General features: G+C 52.0%; 20 protein-coding genes and 1 pseudogene. 9 read left to right on the top strand and 12 right to left on the bottom strand.

The window, feature by feature from the left end; translation table 11 throughout:
* Window positions 1-226: 226 nt before the first annotated feature.
* From glmS to MUN86_RS23140, 3 genes are all read right to left on the bottom strand, one after another.
* Window positions 227-2,062: a glutamine--fructose-6-phosphate transaminase (isomerizing) gene (gene glmS, locus MUN86_RS23130; RefSeq protein ID WP_245120367.1), complete on the bottom strand. Its 1,836-nt coding sequence runs from the start codon at window positions 2,060-2,062 to the stop codon at window positions 227-229.
* Between the two features lie 104 nt (window positions 2,063-2,166).
* Window positions 2,167-3,750, bottom strand: coding sequence for a DUF4270 family protein (locus tag MUN86_RS23135; RefSeq protein ID WP_245120369.1), 1,584 nt, complete (start codon window positions 3,748-3,750; stop codon window positions 2,167-2,169).
* Window positions 3,734-4,552, bottom strand: coding sequence for a glycogen/starch synthase (locus tag MUN86_RS23140; RefSeq protein ID WP_243798805.1), 819 nt, complete (start codon window positions 4,550-4,552; stop codon window positions 3,734-3,736). Before MUN86_RS23140 ends, MUN86_RS23135 begins: the two co-directional genes overlap by 17 nt.
* 120 nt (window positions 4,553-4,672) lie before the next feature.
* Between MUN86_RS23140 and panC the strand changes: the two genes are divergently transcribed.
* From panC to MUN86_RS23175, 7 genes and pseudogenes are all read left to right on the top strand, one after another.
* On the top strand, window positions 4,673-5,530 hold the full coding sequence (gene panC / locus MUN86_RS23145) for a pantoate--beta-alanine ligase (protein ID WP_245120371.1): 858 nt from the start codon (window positions 4,673-4,675) through the stop codon (window positions 5,528-5,530).
* A gap of 154 nt (window positions 5,531-5,684) precedes the next feature.
* Window positions 5,685-6,032: an aspartate 1-decarboxylase gene (gene panD / locus MUN86_RS23150; RefSeq protein ID WP_245120373.1), complete on the top strand. Its 348-nt coding sequence runs from the start codon at window positions 5,685-5,687 to the stop codon at window positions 6,030-6,032.
* A gap of 100 nt (window positions 6,033-6,132) precedes the next feature.
* A complete protein-coding gene (locus MUN86_RS23155) occupies window positions 6,133-7,113 on the top strand; it encodes a lysylphosphatidylglycerol synthase transmembrane domain-containing protein (RefSeq protein WP_245120375.1) in 981 nt (326 codons plus the stop codon).
* Window positions 7,114-7,166: 53 nt separating this feature from the next.
* A complete protein-coding gene (gene rfaE2, locus MUN86_RS23160) occupies window positions 7,167-7,649 on the top strand; it encodes a D-glycero-beta-D-manno-heptose 1-phosphate adenylyltransferase (RefSeq protein ID WP_245120377.1) in 483 nt (160 codons plus the stop codon).
* Window positions 7,650-7,738: 89 nt separating this feature from the next.
* Window positions 7,739-8,437 (top strand): zinc metallopeptidase, encoded by a 699-nt coding sequence (locus tag MUN86_RS23165; protein ID WP_245120379.1) that lies wholly within the window; start codon window positions 7,739-7,741, stop codon window positions 8,435-8,437.
* A gap of 366 nt (window positions 8,438-8,803) precedes the next feature.
* Window positions 8,804-9,963, top strand: a pseudogene (locus MUN86_RS23170) (acyl-CoA dehydrogenase).
* A 155-nt stretch (window positions 9,964-10,118) separates the two neighbouring features.
* Entirely contained in the window at window positions 10,119-11,042 is a 924-nt protein-coding gene (locus MUN86_RS23175) for a helix-turn-helix domain-containing protein (protein WP_245120381.1), read from the top strand.
* Window positions 11,043-11,192: 150 nt separating this feature from the next.
* Here MUN86_RS23175 and MUN86_RS23180 read toward each other — a convergent pair whose 3' ends face one another.
* From MUN86_RS23180 to MUN86_RS23190, 3 genes are read right to left on the bottom strand one after another with little or no spacing between them, the layout of a single operon-like run.
* On the bottom strand, window positions 11,193-11,969 hold the full coding sequence (locus tag MUN86_RS23180) for a phosphoglycerol geranylgeranyltransferase (RefSeq protein ID WP_245120383.1): 777 nt from the start codon (window positions 11,967-11,969) through the stop codon (window positions 11,193-11,195).
* Window positions 11,947-12,699, bottom strand: a complete 753-nt coding sequence (locus MUN86_RS23185; RefSeq protein ID WP_245120385.1) for a hypothetical protein — start codon at window positions 12,697-12,699, stop codon at window positions 11,947-11,949. The genes MUN86_RS23180 and MUN86_RS23185 overlap by 23 nt, the downstream gene beginning before the upstream one ends.
* A gap of 6 nt (window positions 12,700-12,705) precedes the next feature.
* Window positions 12,706-13,092, bottom strand: a complete 387-nt coding sequence (locus MUN86_RS23190) for a phage holin family protein (RefSeq protein ID WP_245120387.1) — start codon at window positions 13,090-13,092, stop codon at window positions 12,706-12,708.
* A 147-nt stretch (window positions 13,093-13,239) separates the two neighbouring features.
* On the opposite strand from MUN86_RS23190, the gene MUN86_RS23195 reads away from it, so the two are divergent.
* Together MUN86_RS23195 and MUN86_RS23200 are read left to right on the top strand one after the other, a co-directional pair.
* Window positions 13,240-13,635, top strand: coding sequence for a J domain-containing protein (locus MUN86_RS23195; RefSeq protein WP_245120389.1), 396 nt, complete (start codon window positions 13,240-13,242; stop codon window positions 13,633-13,635).
* Window positions 13,545-14,378: a tetratricopeptide repeat protein gene (locus MUN86_RS23200; protein ID WP_245120391.1), complete on the top strand. Its 834-nt coding sequence runs from the start codon at window positions 13,545-13,547 to the stop codon at window positions 14,376-14,378. Before MUN86_RS23195 ends, MUN86_RS23200 begins: the two co-directional genes overlap by 91 nt.
* A gap of 122 nt (window positions 14,379-14,500) precedes the next feature.
* Here the strand turns inward: MUN86_RS23200 and MUN86_RS23205 are convergent, their stop codons facing one another.
* The 6 genes from MUN86_RS23205 to MUN86_RS23230 form a co-directional block, all read right to left on the bottom strand.
* On the bottom strand, window positions 14,501-15,073 hold the full coding sequence (locus MUN86_RS23205; RefSeq protein WP_245120393.1) for a fasciclin domain-containing protein: 573 nt from the start codon (window positions 15,071-15,073) through the stop codon (window positions 14,501-14,503).
* Window positions 15,074-15,372: 299 nt separating this feature from the next.
* On the bottom strand, window positions 15,373-15,645 hold the full coding sequence (locus tag MUN86_RS23210; RefSeq protein WP_245120395.1) for a hypothetical protein: 273 nt from the start codon (window positions 15,643-15,645) through the stop codon (window positions 15,373-15,375).
* A 162-nt stretch (window positions 15,646-15,807) separates the two neighbouring features.
* The gene (locus MUN86_RS23215; RefSeq protein ID WP_245120397.1) at window positions 15,808-18,324 is read right to left on the bottom strand and encodes a DUF5686 and carboxypeptidase-like regulatory domain-containing protein; all 2,517 of its coding nucleotides are present in this window, start codon (window positions 18,322-18,324) and stop codon (window positions 15,808-15,810) included.
* Between the two features lie 238 nt (window positions 18,325-18,562).
* On the bottom strand, window positions 18,563-18,733 hold the full coding sequence (locus tag MUN86_RS23220) for an OmpA family protein (protein WP_311181763.1): 171 nt from the start codon (window positions 18,731-18,733) through the stop codon (window positions 18,563-18,565).
* Window positions 18,658-19,365 (bottom strand): OmpA family protein, encoded by a 708-nt coding sequence (locus tag MUN86_RS23225; RefSeq protein WP_245120399.1) that lies wholly within the window; start codon window positions 19,363-19,365, stop codon window positions 18,658-18,660. The genes MUN86_RS23220 and MUN86_RS23225 overlap by 76 nt, the downstream gene beginning before the upstream one ends.
* Window positions 19,329-20,294, bottom strand: a complete 966-nt coding sequence (locus MUN86_RS23230; protein ID WP_245120401.1) for a PA14 domain-containing protein — start codon at window positions 20,292-20,294, stop codon at window positions 19,329-19,331. Before MUN86_RS23230 ends, MUN86_RS23225 begins: the two co-directional genes overlap by 37 nt.
* Window positions 20,295-20,419 lie beyond the last annotated feature (125 nt).

Raw genomic sequence — 20,419 nt, forward strand, 5'->3', positions numbered from 1 at the left:
ATTAGCATAAGCCTTAGAGGGATGTTATATCGCGAGCAACAAAAAGTGAATGAGGATGTACTCAGTCTTATCCTAGCCCTAAGAAACACAGAGTTGGGAAAGCTTCATCCTAGCATATCAATAGAACTCGGCTTTATGAATCAATGTGGTAGCAGTGAATTGAATGAGCAAAAAAGAAGCGCCATGGCATACATGGCGCTTCTTTTTTACAAGGAATAACATGCTATTACTCCACTGTCACCGACTTAGCCAAGTTGCGAGGCTGATCAACGTTGCACCCGCGTAGCACCGCTATGTGGTAAGAAAGCAACTGCAAAGGCACAACTGATACCAGGGGCACCAGCACTTCGGAAGTAGCAGGAACTTCTATAACGAACTCGGCCATCGGTGGAATAACAGTATCTCCTTCCGTTACCACTGCTATGATGCGGCCTTTGCGGGCTTTTACCTCCTGGATATTGCTTACTACTTTCTCATAAGAGCTATCCTTGGTTGCAATAACCACTACAGGCATATTCTCATCGATCAGCGCGATAGGGCCGTGCTTCATCTCAGCAGCTGGATAGCCTTCTGCATGGATATAGCTAATCTCTTTCAGCTTGAGTGCGCCTTCCAGAGCTACTGGGAAGTTATAACCGCGGCCCAAGTACAAGAAGTTAGGCACATCCTTGAACGTCTCGGCAATCAGCTCAATTTCATCATTCAGCAAGAGAGCTTTTTCCACTTTAGCCGGAATGCTACCAAGCTCAACCATCAACTCCTGCAACCGCGTATCGGAGAGTGTGCCGCGCTTGTGTCCCACTATCATAGCCAGTATGGTCAAGACGGTTACTTGGGCAGTAAAGGCTTTGGTGCTGGCCACGCCAATTTCAGGGCCCGCGTGAGTATAAGCGCCAGCATCAGTAGCGCGGGCAATACTGCTACCAACTACATTGCAAATGCCGAAAATTGTGGCGCCTTTGCTTTTTGCGAGTTCAATGGCAGCAAGCGTATCAGCAGTTTCACCGCTTTGCGAAATAGCAATTACAATGTCACGTTCCGTAATAACTGGGTTGCGGTAGCGGAATTCCGAAGCGTATTCCACTTCCACTGGAATACGAGCTAAGTCTTCGAGCAGATATTCGGCCACCAATCCCGCGTGCCACGACGTGCCACAAGCCACAATAATGATGCGGTCGGCGTTCATGAACTTGCGCTCATACGCTCGAATACCACCCATATTCAAGTGGCCCGCTACTAGCTCCAATCTGCCTCGCATAGAGTCAAGGATAGAGCGTGGCTGCTCGAAAATTTCTTTGAGCATGAAGTGCTCATAGCCACCCTTTTCGATGCTATCGAGCTCCATCTCCAACTTCTGGATGTACGGGGTCTGGTGCACATCCTCTTTGCTGCGAATATCGAGCTTGCCGTCGCGAATGATGGCTATCTCGTAGTCGTTTACATATACTACCTCGTTGGTGTACTCGATGATTGGCGTAGCATCGGAGGCAATGAAAAACTCATCTTTCCCAATGCCAATCACCATAGGCGAGCCTTTTCGCGCTGCAATTAGTTGGTTGGGTTCGTCGCGGCTGAGCACTACAATAGCATACGCCCCGACTACTTCGTGCAAGGCCAAGCGCACAGCTTCTTCTAGCGTGCAGTGGTTTTGCTGCTGAATCTCTTCAATCAAATTCACGAATACTTCGGTATCCGTATCAGATTGGAACACGTGGCCCTGCTGCTGCAAGTGCTGCTTTAAAGCCGCGTAGTTTTCAATAATGCCGTTATGAATAATAGCTATCCGCTCGGAAGTGGAATAGTGGGGGTGCGCATTAGTATCGTTCGGCTCGCCGTGAGTGGCCCACCGGGTATGACCCATGCCTACATTGGCGTGCGTGTCTTTCTCCTTGATAAAGGCTTCGAGTTCCGCAACCTTACCTTTCTTCTTGTAGACGTTCAGGTCCCCGTTAAGCAAGGCCACTCCTGCGGAGTCGTAGCCCCGGTATTCCAGGCGATGAAGGCCTTTAATGATAATGGGACAAGCCTCCCGATAGCCGATGTAAGCAACAATTCCGCACATAATAGAGGGGACAGCGAAAAAGATTTCAGTGAAAAATCGATAAGCCGCGGCTCAGGCAAATGCCGTGCCGCGGCTTTCGACGCGAAAATTAATTAAGTGCAAATCTACTGCAACTTTGAGTAGTATACACGCAGCTTGATGTTTTTCCCATCTAGCACTGCTCGCTCCAAGCCTAAAGCGCCCGATTGCCGGAGCTGAGGCGAAAGAATAAATGCCGCTGGTGCTGCACCACTTAGCTTGTTATAGACGTAGGATTGTACGTACCCCGTCAGCACCATGTCATAATACCGGTTGACGTCAGATACGCTAAACAGCGACGCTCGGGCAGCCTGTTGATAGTAGCCAGTAGGCGTGTCTCCAGAAAAACTGTTTCCGATAGATGCTACAGTAGGTGACAGTTGATTAACAGCATCACTAAGCACCAATCTTTCCACCCGGCTGTTCAGTAAAACCCGCTTTAGAGGTTGATTAAACTGATTTACCTCGTAAAGGTAATTGCTGTTAGGAGACGCAAACAGCAGATTGGTGTACGGTTGAACCGGAATCAATAGCTCAGCGCGGTTGATAGCAATAGAAGGATTGTTGCCTGCTTGCGCTTGAGCCTGATCCTTTAAGCTCTGAAGACCTGGTATTTCCAGCTTGGTTCCGATACCATTACCTAACTGCGTATACACCACATCTCCCGTCTCGCCAGACGGTATTGCCAAAGCAGAACCTCCCGCTCCCTGCAGTCGATTGAACGGAGCAAGTAAATCAGTTTTGATTTCAGTGAAATACCGCGGAGCGCTTAAAGTTGACCCGAATCCAGCAGAACGGTTACCGAATGGTATGCTATAAGAACCTCGTAAAGTACCATTGGCTTTCTTGTTTGCGTAATGGTAATAGAACACAGTTCGCGAAACGGAACTAGTAGAGGTACCATTAGTTGAAAAACCTACAACAGCACTTGTGAAGTCGCTCACGGGCTGTATAGCTAAGCCTTTCCAAATAGCGTCTAAGCTAGATTGGTTGAAGGATTTGTCGAGAAGCCGACTGAATACGGTGGCCGCAGTTGACGACGCAGGGCTGTTTAGCTTCAGCCGAACTGTCTTATCGGGTACCGTTACCTTGAAAGTGGAAGTATCCGTGGTGCTGCTAGGATCGTTGCGCTGATTGAACTTCCTAGAACCGTTGAGCCGAGCACTGAGTCCGGTGCCAAGCGCGTTGGTCACATCCACGGCCACCGAGGAGTTGGAGTTATATATGCCTTGGTCGTCAAGTGGGTTAACCAATGGATAGACGTTAACTCGCAAAGGCGTAGTTGCCGATCCATATACCGACTCGAAAGGCATAACTAATACCACTGAATCCAGCTGTGGATTGGGCGCAGTACCCGCTACCAGCGAAGGAAGGGTATCGCCGGGTAGCGTGGAGAGCTTCAAGTTGAAGTACCCATTGGCAGTGGTAGTGCCCAAAGCATTATCACGCACACGCCCTATTAGGTAGGAGTTGGTTTTCAACGTTTCCACTGAGTCTTGCAACACCGTAGACGCATTGACAAGAAAATCCTGGTATTCGGTGCTACTACTGCCGGTGCCCGGCAATTCTACGCCTAAGTCACTAGCATCTTCGCAGCCAGTAGCTGCGAAGAGTAGTGTGGAAAACAGAGAAGCCGAAGCAAATCGACGGGCGCTAATTGGCCAATTCATTATAGAGCGCGTAGTAAGAAGTCAGTAGGTTTTCGTCGGCACCTACCTGCCCGAGTTGCTTGCTGCGCGAATACTCCGTGAACAGCACGTTCAGGTTGTCGCTGAAATCTTCGTCCGACTTCATTACGGCGTCGGCATACTCCATGCCTACTTTGATGAAGCCACCGAAGTCAGCCGTCTTCAAGCAAGCGAGCATGTCGTCATCAATGTCCAGCATCTTTGCTTTCTCAATGATGTCGCCTTGGAATTTGAAGTCAAACTCGTTGTTGTAGATGGTAAACACCGACTTGGCATCCTTGAAAATCGGATCCTTTTTGTAGGTCGTCTTCAAATACATCGGAATCAGGCCCGTCATCCAGTCGTTGCAGTGAACGATATCGGGAGCCCAGCCTAGTTTCTTCACAGTCTCAAGGACACCCTTGCAGAAGAAGATGGCGCGCTCGTCGTTGTCGGCATGGAACTTATCATTCTTGTCAACGAGTACCGACTTGCGGTGGAAGTAATCTTCATTGTCGATGAAGTATACTTGCAGCTTGGCATTGGGAATGGATGCCACTTTGATGATAAGCGGCTTCTCGTCTTCACCAACAGCGATGTTGATACCAGACAAACGAACCACTTCATGCAGGCGATTCTTGCGTTCGTTGATGATGCCGAAGCGAGGAACGAAAATTCGAATTTCCATTCCCATTTCCTGCATGCCCTGCGGTAGTCGCCGCAAAAACTCCGCTACTTTGGTGGTTTGCAAGAACGGATCAATTTCCGTAGCCGCGTAGAGGATTCTCAACTTAGAGGAGGACATAGTGGTCGGAAAAGGGGGGTTAGGAAAAGGCAATGCGTTGGGGTGCACAAAATTAAACAAATTTGGGCGAAAATTCAACCAAACTCGCTTGGGACCCCTCCAAGCAGGCTCAATACCCCTATGGAGATACTGCACACGGCCGCTTCGTTGCAAGCACACGCCGAAAGTTGCCGCCGCGCTGGTCAACGCATTGCCTTGGTGCCCACAATGGGTGCTCTACACGAAGGCCACCTACAACTAGTGCGTGCTGCAGCCGCAGCTTGTGACGTAGTGATTGTCAGCATTTTCGTGAATCCTACGCAGTTCAATAACGCCGAAGACTTTCGCCTGTATCCCCGATTGCCAGAGGCAGATACGGCTCTGCTTATTCCTGCCGGTTGCACAGCACTTTTTCTGCCTTCAGTAGAGGAAATGTATCCGCAACCAGCCCTGCTACGCTTCGACTTTGGGGCACTAGAACGGGTGATGGAAGGAGCCCACCGTCCAGGTCATTTCAATGGTGTGGCAACTATTGTGAGCAAATTATTTCACTTGAGTCGGCCTCACCAAGCATATTTTGGTCAGAAAGATTGGCAGCAAGTGTCTATTATTCGCCAGTTGGTAGCCGATTTGTCGTTTGATATTGAGCTGGTGTCGTTTCCGACGGTGCGGGAGCCTGATGGCTTAGCCATGTCGTCCCGAAACCGTCGGCTTTCGGCAGAGGCGCGTGCTGTAGCACCCCGCTTATATCAAGCGTTGGAATTAGCAGCCGGGTTAGTACAAGCAGGACAAGTGCCGCCTGCCGCAGTGCAGGAAGCGGCCACTACCTACATCCAAGCCGAGCCTTTATTTCGGCTGGAATACTTCGAGGTAGTTGATGCACACACTTTGCAGCCAATAACTGAATGGCAACCAAGCCAACAAGTAGCGTTATGTCTGGCAGCATTCTTGGGCGACGTGCGGCTAATTGACAACGTAGTGCTTCCAGCGCGCAACTAAACATCTCGACTAACAGATACGCACGGCTGGCAACAGCTTCAGTTATACTGTACACGTTATACCTTGTTTGTATTTGCCCTTAGCTACTCCACTACGTTCAAGGAAGTAGCAGTTTGTATCTTTGCAATCTTTTTACCACCCTGCTTTATTATAAATGCACATCGAGGTTCTGAAGTCTAAAATTCACCGCGCCAAAGTCACGCAGGCTGAGTTACATTATGTAGGTAGCATCACCATTGACGAGGATTTGCTCGACGCGGCCAATATGGTTGAGAACGAGAAAGTAACCGTCGTGAACGTAAACAACGGTGAGCGTTTTGAAACCTATACCATTCGCGGGGAGCGGGGTTCGGGCATGATTTGCTTGAACGGTCCGGCGGCCCGGCGAGTAGCGGTTGGCGACATTGTAATCATCTTTTCTTACGCTCTTATCGACTTTGCGGAAGCGCGCGCGCACCAGCCTACTTTGGTATTTCCCGACCAACACAACCGATTGGTTTAGTCTGAACTTGTATTTTGTTTTAAGTTGCCGGTTGTATATTGCATACTTGCGAGAAAAAATTGTACTCCAACTGTCAATTGACAACTGACGTCATTCGCTTGTGAAGCAACTTCTGAATTTCCTGAAGTACACCCTGCTGCTAGCAGTATCGGGGTTGTTGATGTGGTATGCTGTACGCGGCCAAGATTTAGCTCGAATTGGGCAGTATGTGCGGGGAGCCAACTACTGGTGGTTGACTGTCACGATGATTCTCTCGGCGCTAGGCTACTTCAGCCGGGCCTACCGCTGGAAGATGCAGCTCGACCCCACGGTAACCGGACCGCGGCCTTCTTATTGGAATGTGTACCACGCCATGATGGTAGGCTATTTGGCTAACATGGTGCTGCCAGGTCGGGTAGGCGAAGTAGTCCGTTGCACCCTGCTACAGCGCACCAGTAAAATTCCGGTACAGGTATCGCTAGGTACGGTTATTACCGAGCGAATCATCGATGTGCTGGTACTGCTTGGCCTGCTTAGTACGGTCCTGCTGCTCGACTTCAAGACGTTCTGGAATTTTGCCGATGAATATCTCTTGCAAGGGAAAGCCGATGCTTTGGCCCGCAACCGCAACGCCCTTGTGGCCGCTGGATTTGTGGCCTTAGCAGCGTTAGTGCTTGCTGCCTACTTGCTATGGCGCAACATGGCACAGTTGCGTCAAAACAACGTGTTCAACAAGCTCGTGACCTTTGTGCAAGGCTTGTTGGCTGGTGTGTTCAGTATCGTGAAGCTTGAAAACAAAGGTGGCTTCTTGCTGCACACATTCTTCACGTGGCTGGTATACTACCTCATGGATTACCTGGCATTTTTTGCCTTTCCTGAAACGTATAACCTTGACATGCGCGCTGGCTTAGCAGTTCTCACTTTCGGGGCTTTTGGTATGGCTGCCCCGTGCAAGGGGTATTGGTGTGTTTCACTTGCTGGTGCAAAGCACGCTGCTCGTTTACGGTATCAGCAAGGAAGGCGGCATTGCCTACGCCTTGGTTGTACACGGGGCCCAAACGATGCTGGTGGTGCTCATGGGAGGGATCAGTTTCTTGGTTAGCATGGCAAATACTGGCCGAGTTTTGAGCCCGTTAGCTGTTTCTGTTCCGGCTGATGCAGTGGAGTAAAGACAAGATCTTAAGCCGGTCAGCGCTGGCCGCCACAGTAGCCGCTTGGAAAGCCGAGGGCCGCAAAGTGGTGTTCACCAACGGGTGCTTCGACTTGTTGCACCTAGGCCATGTCGATTACTTGGAAAAAGCCCGCCACCTTGGCGATGCACTGGTGGTAGGCGTAAACACTGACGCTTCGGTAAGCTGCATAAAGCCCGGTCGACCACTTCAAGACGAAGTGTCACGAACCCGCATATTGGCCTCTCTTTTGTTTGTTGATGCGGTAGTACTCTTCGACGAGCCGACGCCACTGGCGCTGATTGAAGAGACGTTGCCGGACATTTTGGTGAAAGGCGACGACTATGCAATCAGCGGAATTGTAGGCCACGAATTGGTGTTAGAGAACGGTGGGCAAGTCCTGACCGTACCACTTGTGGCCGGCTACAGTACGACGCGCATAGTCGAGCGTATTTTAAAAGGCTCTTAGTTGCTGCTCTCTGGTTGCTAGTTGTTGAGCTACAGTTCGGCAACACCAGAACAGCAACTAGCAGCCAAAAACCAAACTTAGAGACTTCCATGTACTACAATTCGGGTCCCATTTACTTTATCGTCATTCTGGCGATGTTAGCGAGTTGGTTCATTCAGTGGCGCTTGCGCAGCAAAATGACCAAGTACTCTCAAATTGGCTTGCACTCCAATCTTTCGGGTCGGCAGATTGCTGAGTTGATGCTGGCCGACCATGGCATTACCGACGTGCGGATTATCAGCACCGAAGGCCGCCTTACCGACCACTACAATCCGGCCGACAAGACCGTAAACCTAAGTGAAGAAGTGTATGATGCACGGAGCGCTTCGGCCGCGGCTATAGCCGCCCACGAATGTGGCCACGCTGTGCAGCATGCTACGGCTTATGGTGCCTTACAATTCCGGTCGGCTATGGTGCCTGCTTTGAGTGGGGTGTCGCGCTTCATGCCGTTCATTCTGCTAGCTGGTGTGCTTATGATCAAGACCACGCTTATTCCATTGGGAGTAGGTATCGTGCTGTTTTCTCTCACCACCATCTTCGCTTTCGTGACATTACCCGTTGAGTTCGATGCTTCTAATCGGGCGCTAGCTTGGATTGACCGACGCGGTATCGTGACACCACAAGAGCATGCTATGGCCAAAGATGCTCTCCACTGGGCAGCTATGACCTATGTGGTTGCCGCCATTAGCTCCCTAGCTACGTTGCTTTACTACGTCAGCATCTTCATGGGCGGCCGCGACCGTCGCTAACACTAGCCTAGAGTAAATAAGCCCATATATGGCTCCGTAAAAGCCGCTGCTTCGATAAAGAAGCAGCGGCTTTTTTGTGCGTTTTAAACTGCTGTTTTGTTAGCTGTTTTCACTCAATATTGCCAAGTATAAACGCAACGACGGCGGCACTATAGTAAGCTAGTTTAGGTTTCAACGTACAGCATACTCCTCATGCCTGATAGCTGTATTCTTGCGTCTTTTTGCTGATAGCACTTCAATGCAAGTGATATATAGCGAAGAGAAAAAAATTATGGCTGGCAGCTACTTGTGATGTATGCAGCGTAAATTCGTGTCAAAACTCTCACGGTTTTCTTTCATTTCACGCCATTCGGCTATCCCCATCCCATGCTGACCACCACCCAATCCTCTATTTTCCAGCTCACCGAAGAGCAACTAGCCGTGCAGGCCGCTGCCCGCGACTTTGCGCAGTCTGAACTTTGGGCCGGCGTTATTGAGCGCGACGAGCACCAGAAATTTCCCGCCGAGCAAATCAAGAAGATGGGCGAGCTGGGCTTTATGGGTATGATGGTTAGCCCGAGTACGGTGGGGGCGGCATGGACACTATGAGCTACGTGCTGGCCATGGAGGAAATTTCCAAGGTAGATGCTTCGTGCTCCGTTATCATGTCGGTGAACAACTCGCTGGTGTGCTGGGGCTTGGAGAAGTACGGCACCGAAGAGCAGAAGCAAAGGTATCTGCCGCGCTTGTGCAGTGGTGAAATCATCGGGGCCTTTGCGCTCTCCGAGCCCGAAGCCGGCTCGGATGCTACCAGCCAGCGCACTACCGCTGAAGACAAAGGCGACTACTACTTGCTAAACGGCACTAAAAACTGGATTACCAACGGTACCACAGCTTCTGTATACCTGGTAATCGCGCAAACCAATCCCGAGCTAAAGCACCGCGGTATCAATGTGCTTATCGTGGAGAAGGGCATGGAAGGCTTCCAGACCGGCCCGAAAGAAAACAAGCTCGGTATTCGCGGTTCTGACACCTGCTCGCTGATGTTCACCGACGTGAAGGTGCCTAAGGAAAACCGTATTGGGGAAGATGGCTTCGGTTTCAAGTTCGCTATGCAAGTATTAGCCGGCGGCCGAATCGGTATTGCGTCCCAGGCATTGGGAATAGCTTCGGGAGCTTACGAGCTGTCGGTGAAGTACGCCAAGGAGCGCAAAGCGTTTGGTGTACCTATCTCGCAACACCAAGCTATTCAGTTCAAACTGGCCGACATGGCTACCAATATTGATGCCGCTCGCTTGTTGTGCTTACAGGCTGCTTATGACAAGGACATGCATCAAGATTACGCCAAATCTGGGGCTATGGCGAAACTGTTTGCGTCCAAAGTTGCCATGGATACTACGGTTGAGGCAGTGCAGGTACATGGGGGCTACGGCTTCGTAAAAGAGTACCACGTGGAGCGCATGATGCGCGACGCAAAAATCACGCAGATTTACGAAGGAACTTCTGAAATTCAGAAAATTGTAATCTCGCGGGAAATATTAAAATAACCGCAGATAGTTTAAAAATGAGATTTGTTGCACAAAACCCAGCTATTATTTAGCTGGGTTTTCGTTTTTGTGAATTTTTATATCTTATTTTGCATTACATTAGCCCAGCTGACAGGGGAACTAGGATAATCAAAGACCACAACCACCCATAAAAGATGGAAGATTATAATAAAGTGATTGAATCGCTTGGTGTGCGCTACATCAAAGCGAAGAACTTGGTGTTGCAACAGCCCTTCACGGTGCGCAACAACTATGACGTCGGCAACAACTTGATTTTGTTGCATAAGGGACGTATCACCTTTGGTGAAGAGGAGCAGGTAGTTGAAGAAGGCGAAATGCTATTCATCCCCGGTGGCCGCGCTACCAAAGTTAATTATGGCGAGTCGTCTGGTAAGGTTATTACCAACGATGATATGATCAGTAATAAGGACAAGTTCTTCCACTCCAACACCGACCTAGATCTGATTGGTGATGCAGAGGAAAGCCACTCGTTCGTGAGCTTCGAGGCGAAAGTATTCGACTCTGTAAACTTCTTCTCCTCGCTGGATGTACCGGCATTCTTAATTTCCAACAACTCTAAGCTGGCCAACCTCATCATTAAGGTGGTGGAAGAAAGCTTACAGGAGTTGCCAGGCCGAGAGCGGTTGATTACGATTTACACCGAGAATATCGTGGTGGAAATCGTGCGATACATCCTCAAGAACAAGATGTTCGTGGAGCAGTTGGCTACCAACAGCACCTATTTCAAGGACCCACGCCTCATCGACCTGTTCAACTATATCAAGGAGAACATCGGTGGCGACCTGTCCAACAAAGTACTCAGCAACGTAGCCAACGTGAGCGAGGACTATGTAGGCCAGTACTTCAAGATGCTGACTGGTATCAACCCGCAGGACTACATCGAATACCAGCGCATGGAGCGGGCCGTATTCTTGCTGCGCACCACTAAGAAGAGCATCCGCGACATCGGAAAAGAAGTTGGCTACAAAGACACCGCTTACTTCTGCCGCCGCTTCAAAATGATGTTCGGTATTCCGGCCGGCAAAATGCGCCGTCGCGAATCAGCTATGAACATCTAATACTGCACGGATACCAGCGTGTATTCTAACGGTTTAGAAGCATAGAAAAGCCCCGTGTTGCCTTGGCAGCACGGGGCTTTTCTATGCTATGGGTGGAAGTTGTGTTGTTGCTTTGCAGTATGGAACACTTAGGCTGACACTAAAAGGCAACTAGTTCAAGCTTTGGGCTGCATTCACTGTGTTGAAGCTTTGCACCACTTGGGCTACTTGACCTAGAAATTCAGGCGCTTTTTCAATCTGGTTTCCGATAACAATAACGTCGGCACCTGCCACGAGAGCAGCTTGCGCTTTCTCGACGGTATTGATGCCGCCGCCCACAATAAGGGGCAGTTCAACCGCTTGGCGTACCGCCCGAATCATGGCTGGCGAAACAGGATAAGCGGCGCCGCTACCACCATCCAAATAAATTAGGCGTAGCCCGAGTTGTTCGCCAGCCATGGCAGTGCACGCCGCTATGGCTGGCTTGTCGTGGGGGAGAGGTGTGGTGCCGCTCATGTAGCTAGCAGTCGTTTGCCGGCCCGAATCAACAAGCATATAGCCGGTAGGCAGAATCTGGAGGTTGCTTTGGCGCAGGGCTGGTGCTGCAATAACGTGCTGACCAATCAGAAACTCGGGGTTACGACCCGAAATCAACGACAATAGTAAAATGCCGTCGGCCTGCGAGTCGAGGTGCAGGCTGTGGCTTGGGAAGAGCAAAACCGGTACAGGAGACTGGCTCTTCAATAAACGAATGAGGGCAGCCTGATGAGAACTCATCACCAAGCTGCCACCCACAAAAAAGTAATCAACTACGTGTTGCGCACTTAGCTCTAGCATTTGCTGGCAGCCTGCCTCATCCAAATTATCGGGGTCGAGGAGTACTGCTAAAGACTTATGACCGAGCTTACGGCGTTTATTTAGAGCATCATAGAGGCTGGTGAGGCGCATTCGCGTCGTCGTCGTGAAAGGTAAAGTCGATGTCCCGGGTTTCCGGCTCCTGATGCGGAGTGGTTGCAAGGTCGGGATTTTTGAACATCGGCATATAATCTCCCACTTTTTTAGCTACCACCGCCATAAGTACCGCCGTGGCCTGCGCTATCAGCATCTTGCCGGTGTCCGACTGCAAAAAGGCGCGAAAAGTATCGGCTACGATAGAAGATCTTTCTTCCGAATGATCGGGTTCGTCGTATTGATGCGAACGGCCCTGGTACCCTTGGTAAACTGACGGAAGAGGGCGAAACGGATCAGAGTCGAGGTCCGCAGCTTGGGCGTGATACACATCAGGGGCAATATCGGCCCGTTCAGAAGCTGGAGTCTGGAAGCCACGGTCGGCATAGTGGCCACTGCGGGAACCAAAGTCGTCGTGTATAGAGTAGTCAATACCGCCTTGCGTGCCTTTGCGCAAAGCTCGCGCTGAACGGTTCTTGCGAGAGCCGCCTAATTCCCGATCGTGCTTGGGCTTGTACTTCTTAGACCCACCAAAGGCCTTCGATAGCAGCCAAACGCCTCCTATCACGCCCGCGCCGATAGCTGCATACTTACCAATCTGCTGCGTCTTTACTTTGATATCTTCCTTGATGCCATCGACTTCGCCCATTAGAGCGCGCTCATATTCAAGTTTCTGGCGCTCCAGAAACTCTTTTTCGTCTTCGAATAGAGGGTTGGTTGGTTCGGCCATGTTGGATTAGGCTTGACGTTTGTCGGATTTGTAAATGGTGTTGTTGAGCAGCTTATCGGCCAAGCCCTGAAACAGCTTTTTATCTACGCCTACTACAAAGATGATGAGCAAGACCAGATAGAAAGCGGCTACAATGCCGAAGCCCCAAAAAGGACTATCCAACGCGTCGTTGAGCATCAACGCCACAAACAGGTTCAGGAAGATGAAAAATAGCAAGCCAATGGCTGCCAGCGACACGCCATGCACGGTACCTACGAAAGCAGATTTCACCTTTTCCTGGGTTTCCAGGCGCACCAAGTCGATGCGAGTGTCGAGGTAGCCTTTCAAGTTACCGATGATGTTTTCGGTACGGGGCGTTTTAGTTGAGTCGTCTTCGTCGTTGAAAAGGCTCATATGAAGGAGAAGATTTGCGGAAAATCATGTTACCAAAGCAGGTCCTGGAAACGCTGGTTGAAACCAAGTTTTCAGATAGCACATTCATACGGGAAAGGCGGCTTCTTGTCTGAATTCTGCCGTACTTTTACCTACTAGCATTGTCCCTTGAGTCAGAATCATTACCATGTGCTCGGAGTGCCGGCTACCGCTACTCCTGCTGATATAAAGCTGGCCTACAAGAGGTTAGCTGTGCAGTTGCATCCTGATAAGCACGGCGGTAACCCTATATATGAGGAGCGGTTTAAGGCCTTAGCAGTGGCTTACCGAATCTTAAATGACCCTGCCCGACGGGCTGCTTACGACCAGCAACTACGCCAAGCAGAACAGCGGCTAGCCGAAGCGCAACGACAACAGGAGTATCGGGTGCAAGGCCAACGGGTCTACGGAGTACCCATGCCGCCCCCGCGCCGTTGCGTACGCGCCGGCCCGCCGCATCGGCCGAGCGCCACTACCGCTCAATTCCGAAACAGCGCAAATTCACGCGGCGCGACTATATCCTGACGTTCGGGTTTCTAGCGGGTTTACTCTTCTTCGTGATGATCGTGAAGCTGACTATGGACCACGTGACGGCCGTAAGCAACTACGAAGACGGCCTCGCAGCTTATGGACGAGGAAAGTGGGAAACGGCCAATGCTTACTTCACCGAGGCGCTTCATTTCAAGCCTACTTATAAGAAGGCGTTGAAGCGCCGCGCCGAGATTCAACAACTCATTAACCGCAATTACCGCGACGCTGGCAACGACTATACCGCTGCTCTGCGCGAAACGGAAAGCTCTACGGAGCGCGCCATGCTGCTGTATCGGCTGGCGCAGTGCCAAGTACAACTCGGGCAAATAGCTAGTGCCGACCGAAACCTAACCAGCGCGCTGGCGCTTGATTCCACGCAGAGCGGAGCTTGGCTGGCACGCGGCGAAGTGCGGCTGTTTGAACAGCGTCGGTTTCCGGGTGCCATCCAGGACTTTACGGCGGGCCTACGCCATCGCTCGATTGTAGGCCGGCCGCTGCCCACGAAATACCTCACGTACCGGGGGCTAGCTTACTTTAAACTGCAAGATTTAACCCAAGCCCGGCAAGACTATCGGCGTGTGCTGGAAGCGAATCCTCGCAACGGGCAGGTACACTTTCTGCTTGGCCGAGTAGCTCAACAAGAAGGCAATGCCGCCGCTGCGTGCGAGTTTTTCCGCCGGGCAGTTCTGCTAGGCTATATCTACGCCGATGAAGCTCGTCAGCAAAACTGCCCATGACAAGAAACTGAAATACTTACCCCAACAAAAAAGCGCCCTTGCAAAGGCGCTTTTTTGTTGGGTTGCTCTTGAATACACAGTTAATAAAGTATCAAAGCAAAGACACTCATTAGCCAGTTAGACTAAGGCATCAACACCTTGTCGATAACGTGAATCACGCCGTTGCTCTGAATTACGTCGTAAGTGGAGATGGTCGAAACGCCGCCCTTTTCATCGACTAGAACTACGTTCTTCGGGCCGTTCATCATGGCCTTTAGCGTGCCGCCGCTTACCGTCTTGAGCGAGGCAGTGCCTTTGCCCGCTTTGATGGCCGCCATGATTTTATCGGCGGTCATGTTGCCAGCTACTACGTGGTAGGTCAGGACCTTAGTGAGAGTTGCTTTGTTCTCGGGCTTCACTAGGCTTTCAACAGTGCCAGCAGGCAGGGCAGTGAAGGCAGCGTTGGTAGGAGCGAAAACCGTGAAAGGACCTTTGCCCTGTAGCGTCTCTACCAGGCCGGCAGCCTTCACAGCAGTCACCAGTGTTGTGTGGTCAGCCGAGTTAACTGCGTTTTCCACAATATTCTTATTCGGGTACATGGCTTGGCCGCCAACCGTTACGGTACCAGGCGTCATGGTCGCTTGAGCGGAAGCGGAAGTAGCAGTAGCCGCGCCCATAAGGGCCACTAGGGCGAAAGAGAGCAGGTTTTTCTTCATCAGGAAGGGGGAGGGGAAGGTGTAGTGAAGTTATTTGAAGGCATCTACGCCCGAGCTTCCTTCCTTGGATTTATTGTACCCTAAAAATATTTTGTGAGATCTATCTACTTGTGCGTTTGTTTCTGGATCTACCTAACCGTTGAGGTTGGTTTCAACTTCTATGCCTCAGAGTTTTATGGGTGTAAATAGATGTTGGCTTGGGACTGGATAATAAGTTGGTAGCCAACAGTCTTATCAAGCGAAACGCCCGGCCTGCAACGAGCAGACCGGGCGTTTTCAAGATGAAAAATAGCAGGGGGCTAGTTCAGCCACACAGTAAGCAACACTTCAAAGCGGTGCGGTGCAAAAGCATTGTAAAAAGGAGCTTCCCCTTGAAAGCCTAATACGTGAACCAAGGCTATGCCTTCGGTACGCGAATCAACCACCCGAACAGGGTAGAGGCGGTCCTTTTCTGGCCAGTCGCCTACGTGGTTGAAAGGGCGCTGGCTGTCGTCTACGCAACGAGCATAATCGACAAAGGGCGCGTGCCGAGTGGCTTCGGCAAAGGTCAGGTTATCTACTTCGTATGCCATAAGCTCTTTTACAAAAAGCGACGAGATTTGATTCAGAAAGAGGCCGAAAAACAAAAGGCTAGCTTCAAGCAGCAAGCCGCCGACGGGTAAGATAGCAAGTTTGACTTTCTATCCGCGTCAAGACCGTGTTAATTTGGTGTTGCCTTGTCGTATGGCCTTCTTTTAAAGCTTGAACTGGAAGCTGAACTTCACGCCAAAGTTTCTGGCGCCCGGCGAGTCACGGTACGTGAGCCGATGTATAAAATCTACGCGGACCACTCGGAATATGTTCTCCACGCCATACCCTACTTCGGCATAAGGAAGCCGGCCCAACGGTTGAAAACGAGGCAGAGGCTCACCGTTGTTCGGGTCGATTTCCGGAATAATCTCGTTGTTGGCTCGGTCAACGCTACCGTAGAGTACGTTGCCCGTGGCCACTAGGCGCCAGTTCAGCTTCTTGATGGCCGGTATTGAGTTCAGCAAGAACCCTTCGAAGTAGTGGTCGAAGCGCAGCCCCACGTACCGGTCACTCACAAACTCGAAGTAGCGCATCAGGTTATAAGCGCCAGCGTTGTAGAACGGCGACTGGTTGCCTAAATGCGCTTTGAGCATGGGGTATGGTATAGTGCTCGGCACGTAGCCCGCATCGAGGGTGTACTCGGTGCGGCCGAGCTGGCCAAGCCGCACGCTCTGCGCCACAATCAGGTTAATCTTATGGTAGCTAAAATCGCCACCTAGAAAGTTTTTAAGCCCAAGCGTATAGCGCACCGTAAAGACGGGTAGCTTTTTGAGCCCGATAGGAGAGCGGTAGTTTTGAGTTTGGCTTTGAACTAGCACTTCGTCCGGCGCATAGCGCGACTCCACTACCACCTCCGACACATTAAAATTGTCTTCGGTAGGTGCGCCTAGCTCAGGCTCATCGGTGTAGTAGGCAAAGCGGTAAAGCGGCCGAAACTGCTGTCGGCGCAGCGTGAGCTTTTGCGTGAAGCCTCGAAACAGATCGGTTTGGAACGACATCGAGGACAAGTCACGTAGCAAAGGCCGGCCGTTGTTGATATTACCTAAGCGGGCCGAAGCTTCGAAAAGTGGGTTTTCCAGCGCGTAGTCGTTGTCGAGTAAGGCTACTTGGTCTATATCGTGGCGATGTTCGAAACCGATAGTAGTCCAGCTCCGACGGTCGAGGATGCGGTTTGCCCGCAGTCCGTACTTGAAGCGGGTATCGCGCAGGCCGTACGCCAGATATGCCCGAGCAGTCCAGTTGCGGCTGATATCGGGAGTGGTCCGAAAGCCAATGCGCGGACGCAGCCCCTCAATGTTGTTGTAGCCAATGGTGGCCGGCACGGGGCCCACGTCAATCTTCCCTACCCGGTAATACCCGCTTACTACCACGGTGGCCACTTCTAAAAACGAATGTACAGACGGCAGCTTACGCACGGAGTCAAGCACCATCATGGTTTTCTGCTCCTGCACTGATAAAGAATCCGGTCGATTCTTATCGAAGTAATCAGTCTCGCCCTTGAAAGCATCGGCGGCCGTTTCCATGGGCACGTCGTAGAACTCGAGCGGGTGGTACTTGCCGGCTTCAAAGTTGGAGTTGACAGTAGTGAAGCGAGCCATAAAGCCTGTGCTCTTACTCGTAGGCCGAATGCCAATCACTACGCGAGTACGCAGCGGCAGCCACGGCCCGGCCGTGCTAGGCGTCAGCTCCTGCCATACCTTCACCTGATCCACAAAGTTGAGGTTGGCTTCGGGGCTCACTCGCAAATCCACGCGGCGCAAAGCGTACGACTTGGTGGTTATCCAGATGGTGCCCGTAAAGGCAAGGTCCTGCGAGCGGCGCGGCGTCACGGCGAGTTGGTAGCAAAAATCGTCGCCGATGTACACCGAATCCTGTAACTCGTACTCGTACGTGAACTTCCAGCCGTCGGCAATCGGAGATATGAAGTCTTTGCCTAAGAGCTGTTGCCAGTTAGGATAGAAGTCCCAGTCCTGAAAAGATGACCCCATGATCTGCGACACCACCGAGCCTTCGCGCGGCGCAATGCCGCGCATCTGGTTACGCTTGATTTCTTCGCGCCGCCGCACCGGCCGTTGGTGGGCGTAGTAGCGCGACAACATTTCGGAAGCGAAAATGGGCACAATGGGCTTGCCGTCGGCTCCGCGTTCCAACCCAATGCTGTCGGCTACGGCGGTCATCTGGCGCAGTACCTTGCGGCGCGCCACTTGGTCAGGCAAGTTGTTGATACTGATTTCAGTGCGGTTGTAACTATCGAACTCGAAAGCATCGAGGCGTTGCTTGTCGTTTTGGGGCTTATGCTGCTGCACTCGGCGCATAATAGCATAAGCCGGATTTTCGGTAGGGCGTACTACAACCTCACTTAAGGATACTGCCCCGGTCCCGAGGGCAAAGTTTATAGTCTGCGTAGCGGCCTGCCGGTTGAGGGCTTTCTTGCTGGAAGTGAAGCCCATCGCAGACGCTATTACTGTATCGGCGGGAGCAGTGCTGAGCTGGTAACGACCGTCGGCGTCGGCGGTAGTGCCTGCTGTAGTACCCGGCACAAAAATGGACGCAAACGGTACGGGTTTCTGTGTAGCGCCTTCCGTAACCCGTCCTCGAACAAGAAGCTGTTGCGCATAGCTGCGCCCGGCCCCGATTAATAATAGCAGCAGAAATAATAAATACCTAGTTCGGAATAGCAAGGGAACAAGAACAGATAAGCGAGTGAAAATCGATTGTAAATAGTAGGGGAGCTGTAATATACAGAATACGGATGGGTAGCAGGTCCAGGTTAAGGCAAAGCTGATAAATTACTTAACTCTTTTAAGCTAACTGTCTCAGTCTGTACTCCTGTAGGAAACAAAGCGTTCATTCTCCGGAGTGAAAAATATTTGCTGGACACCAACAAATAGGAAATTTCCAGCCGTTAGGGTTAACTCTTTACTGGACTACCACTTCCACCCGGCGGTTACGGGCGCGCTGCTGCGGGTCGCGGTTGTCGGCCACCGGGCGAGTGCCGCCATAGCCGCGAGCCACTAGTCGCGCCGAGTCGATACCCTGCTGTACCAAATAGCGCCGCACCACCTGGGCCCTTTGTTCCGACAGGCGCACATTGAGCGTGGGCTCCCCACGTTGTCGGTGTGGCCGGCTATTTCGAGGCGTAAAGTGGGCTGAGCCCGTAGCGTGCGGGCAAGGCTGTTCAGGATTGGGCGCGAGGTTGGGAGCAGGCTGGCCGTGCTTTGCGTGAAATACAGGTTGGGCAACGTCACGGTGGCGCCGCGACTAAGCGTGCGGAAATCCGGCAAGGGAAGCACCGTGTCCCGGAAAACGGGAAGCGCTGGCGCGGGCCGACGGGGAGCCGGAGCAATAGTACGCACTGCGGCGCGCCGAGGCGCGGGTAGGTTCGGAGCCGTTGCCCGTGGCTTAGGAGCAACTGCTGGTGTTGCAGTTGCAACAGGGGGTTGCGGCACGGGCAGGTCAGGATAGAGGTACTGTTGGGGCACCACTACTGGGTCCCGGTTGGCAGCGCCGGGCCGGGTCCAAGAAAATACCGCGCGTGAGTTGCCTTCTATCTGGCGATAGGTGATGCTAACCCGGTACCAGCGGCCAGCCGTCAGACGTTGGGCAAAGTCGAGCGGTACGGGTGTCTTATTGAAAAACTCCTTGTCGAAGCTCGTCATGCGCAAGACGTTGTCGCCGGCAAAGGTCACGTCGTGGGCATCGTCGAATTCGGTGTGAAACACATACACGCCGGTTTCGGGGCTTGTACGTAGCCCGTCCAGCGCACACTGAAGCCTTGGGCAGGCACGCCCGGCACGGGTGGCTTCTGCTGCCAAGCTACCTGCACAACGGGCTCTATCCTAGTCAGAACACCCGTGCCTTTATCAGGTCCCGCAAAGTAAGTGGCCCGCAGCCCTACGCCCGGAGCCGAGGCAACCACCGCCGAGGCCGCTGCGGCTTCCTTCACGTTGGCGGGCGGCTTGATGCGCATGGGAACCGGCTTGGGAGCAGGCGCGCCCGGTACTATACCGATAGAACCTGACGACTTCGTTGGGGCTGGTGCTGCCGTTGGGTTAGTAGCCAGTATTGGCTTCACGGCGGCGGGCAACGAAGTGTAGAGGTAGCGAGAGGGAATAGCGTCTAACTCATCTATAAGTGGAGGAGACTCTAGCTCAGCTGCCTTGGTGGGTAATTGCCACGCCAGTACCACCCGACTGTCCCACCTAACTTGGTAGTATTCCACCCGTAGCGAATAATAGCGGCCCGCCGTGAGTTTCTTGCGGGCTGTGTACCGCGTAACCCGCTGGTCTACCCAAGAGTCCAGCACTTTACGGCCGCCTATCCACACGCGCATACCGTCATCGGTGGCCATGTGGAAAGTATACACCCCTGTTACGGGAGCATACACGTAACCCGTCCAGCGGACCGAAAAGTACTCGCCCGGTACGCCCGGCCCCGGCGACACAAAATGGTTGCCATCGGGGCCGATGGTCCAGTTGAAGTCTATGGTTTTGTCGGTGCGGGTTAGGGCTAGCTTTTCGAAGTTCCGGCCATCATAGTACTGACCCCGCAGGCCGGTACCGACAGGCACCGGGGGCTGAGCGGCTGCCAGCCTCAGCAGTAGCAGCAAATAAATTAGGCAAAGCCCTCGGAATAAGGCAAGCATCTTCATGGTAATAAACCAGTTAGTTCGCACCTGTTTAATTGCTGATTTGGCAGCAGCAAGATGAGAGAAAGTGCTAACCCCGTAAAGTTTATTCAACGAGCTAACTGTTTTTAGCCAACGAATTATTTCCC

This window comes from Hymenobacter volaticus (assembly GCF_022921055.1).
Lineage (GTDB): Bacteria > Bacteroidota > Bacteroidia > Cytophagales > Hymenobacteraceae > Hymenobacter > Hymenobacter volaticus.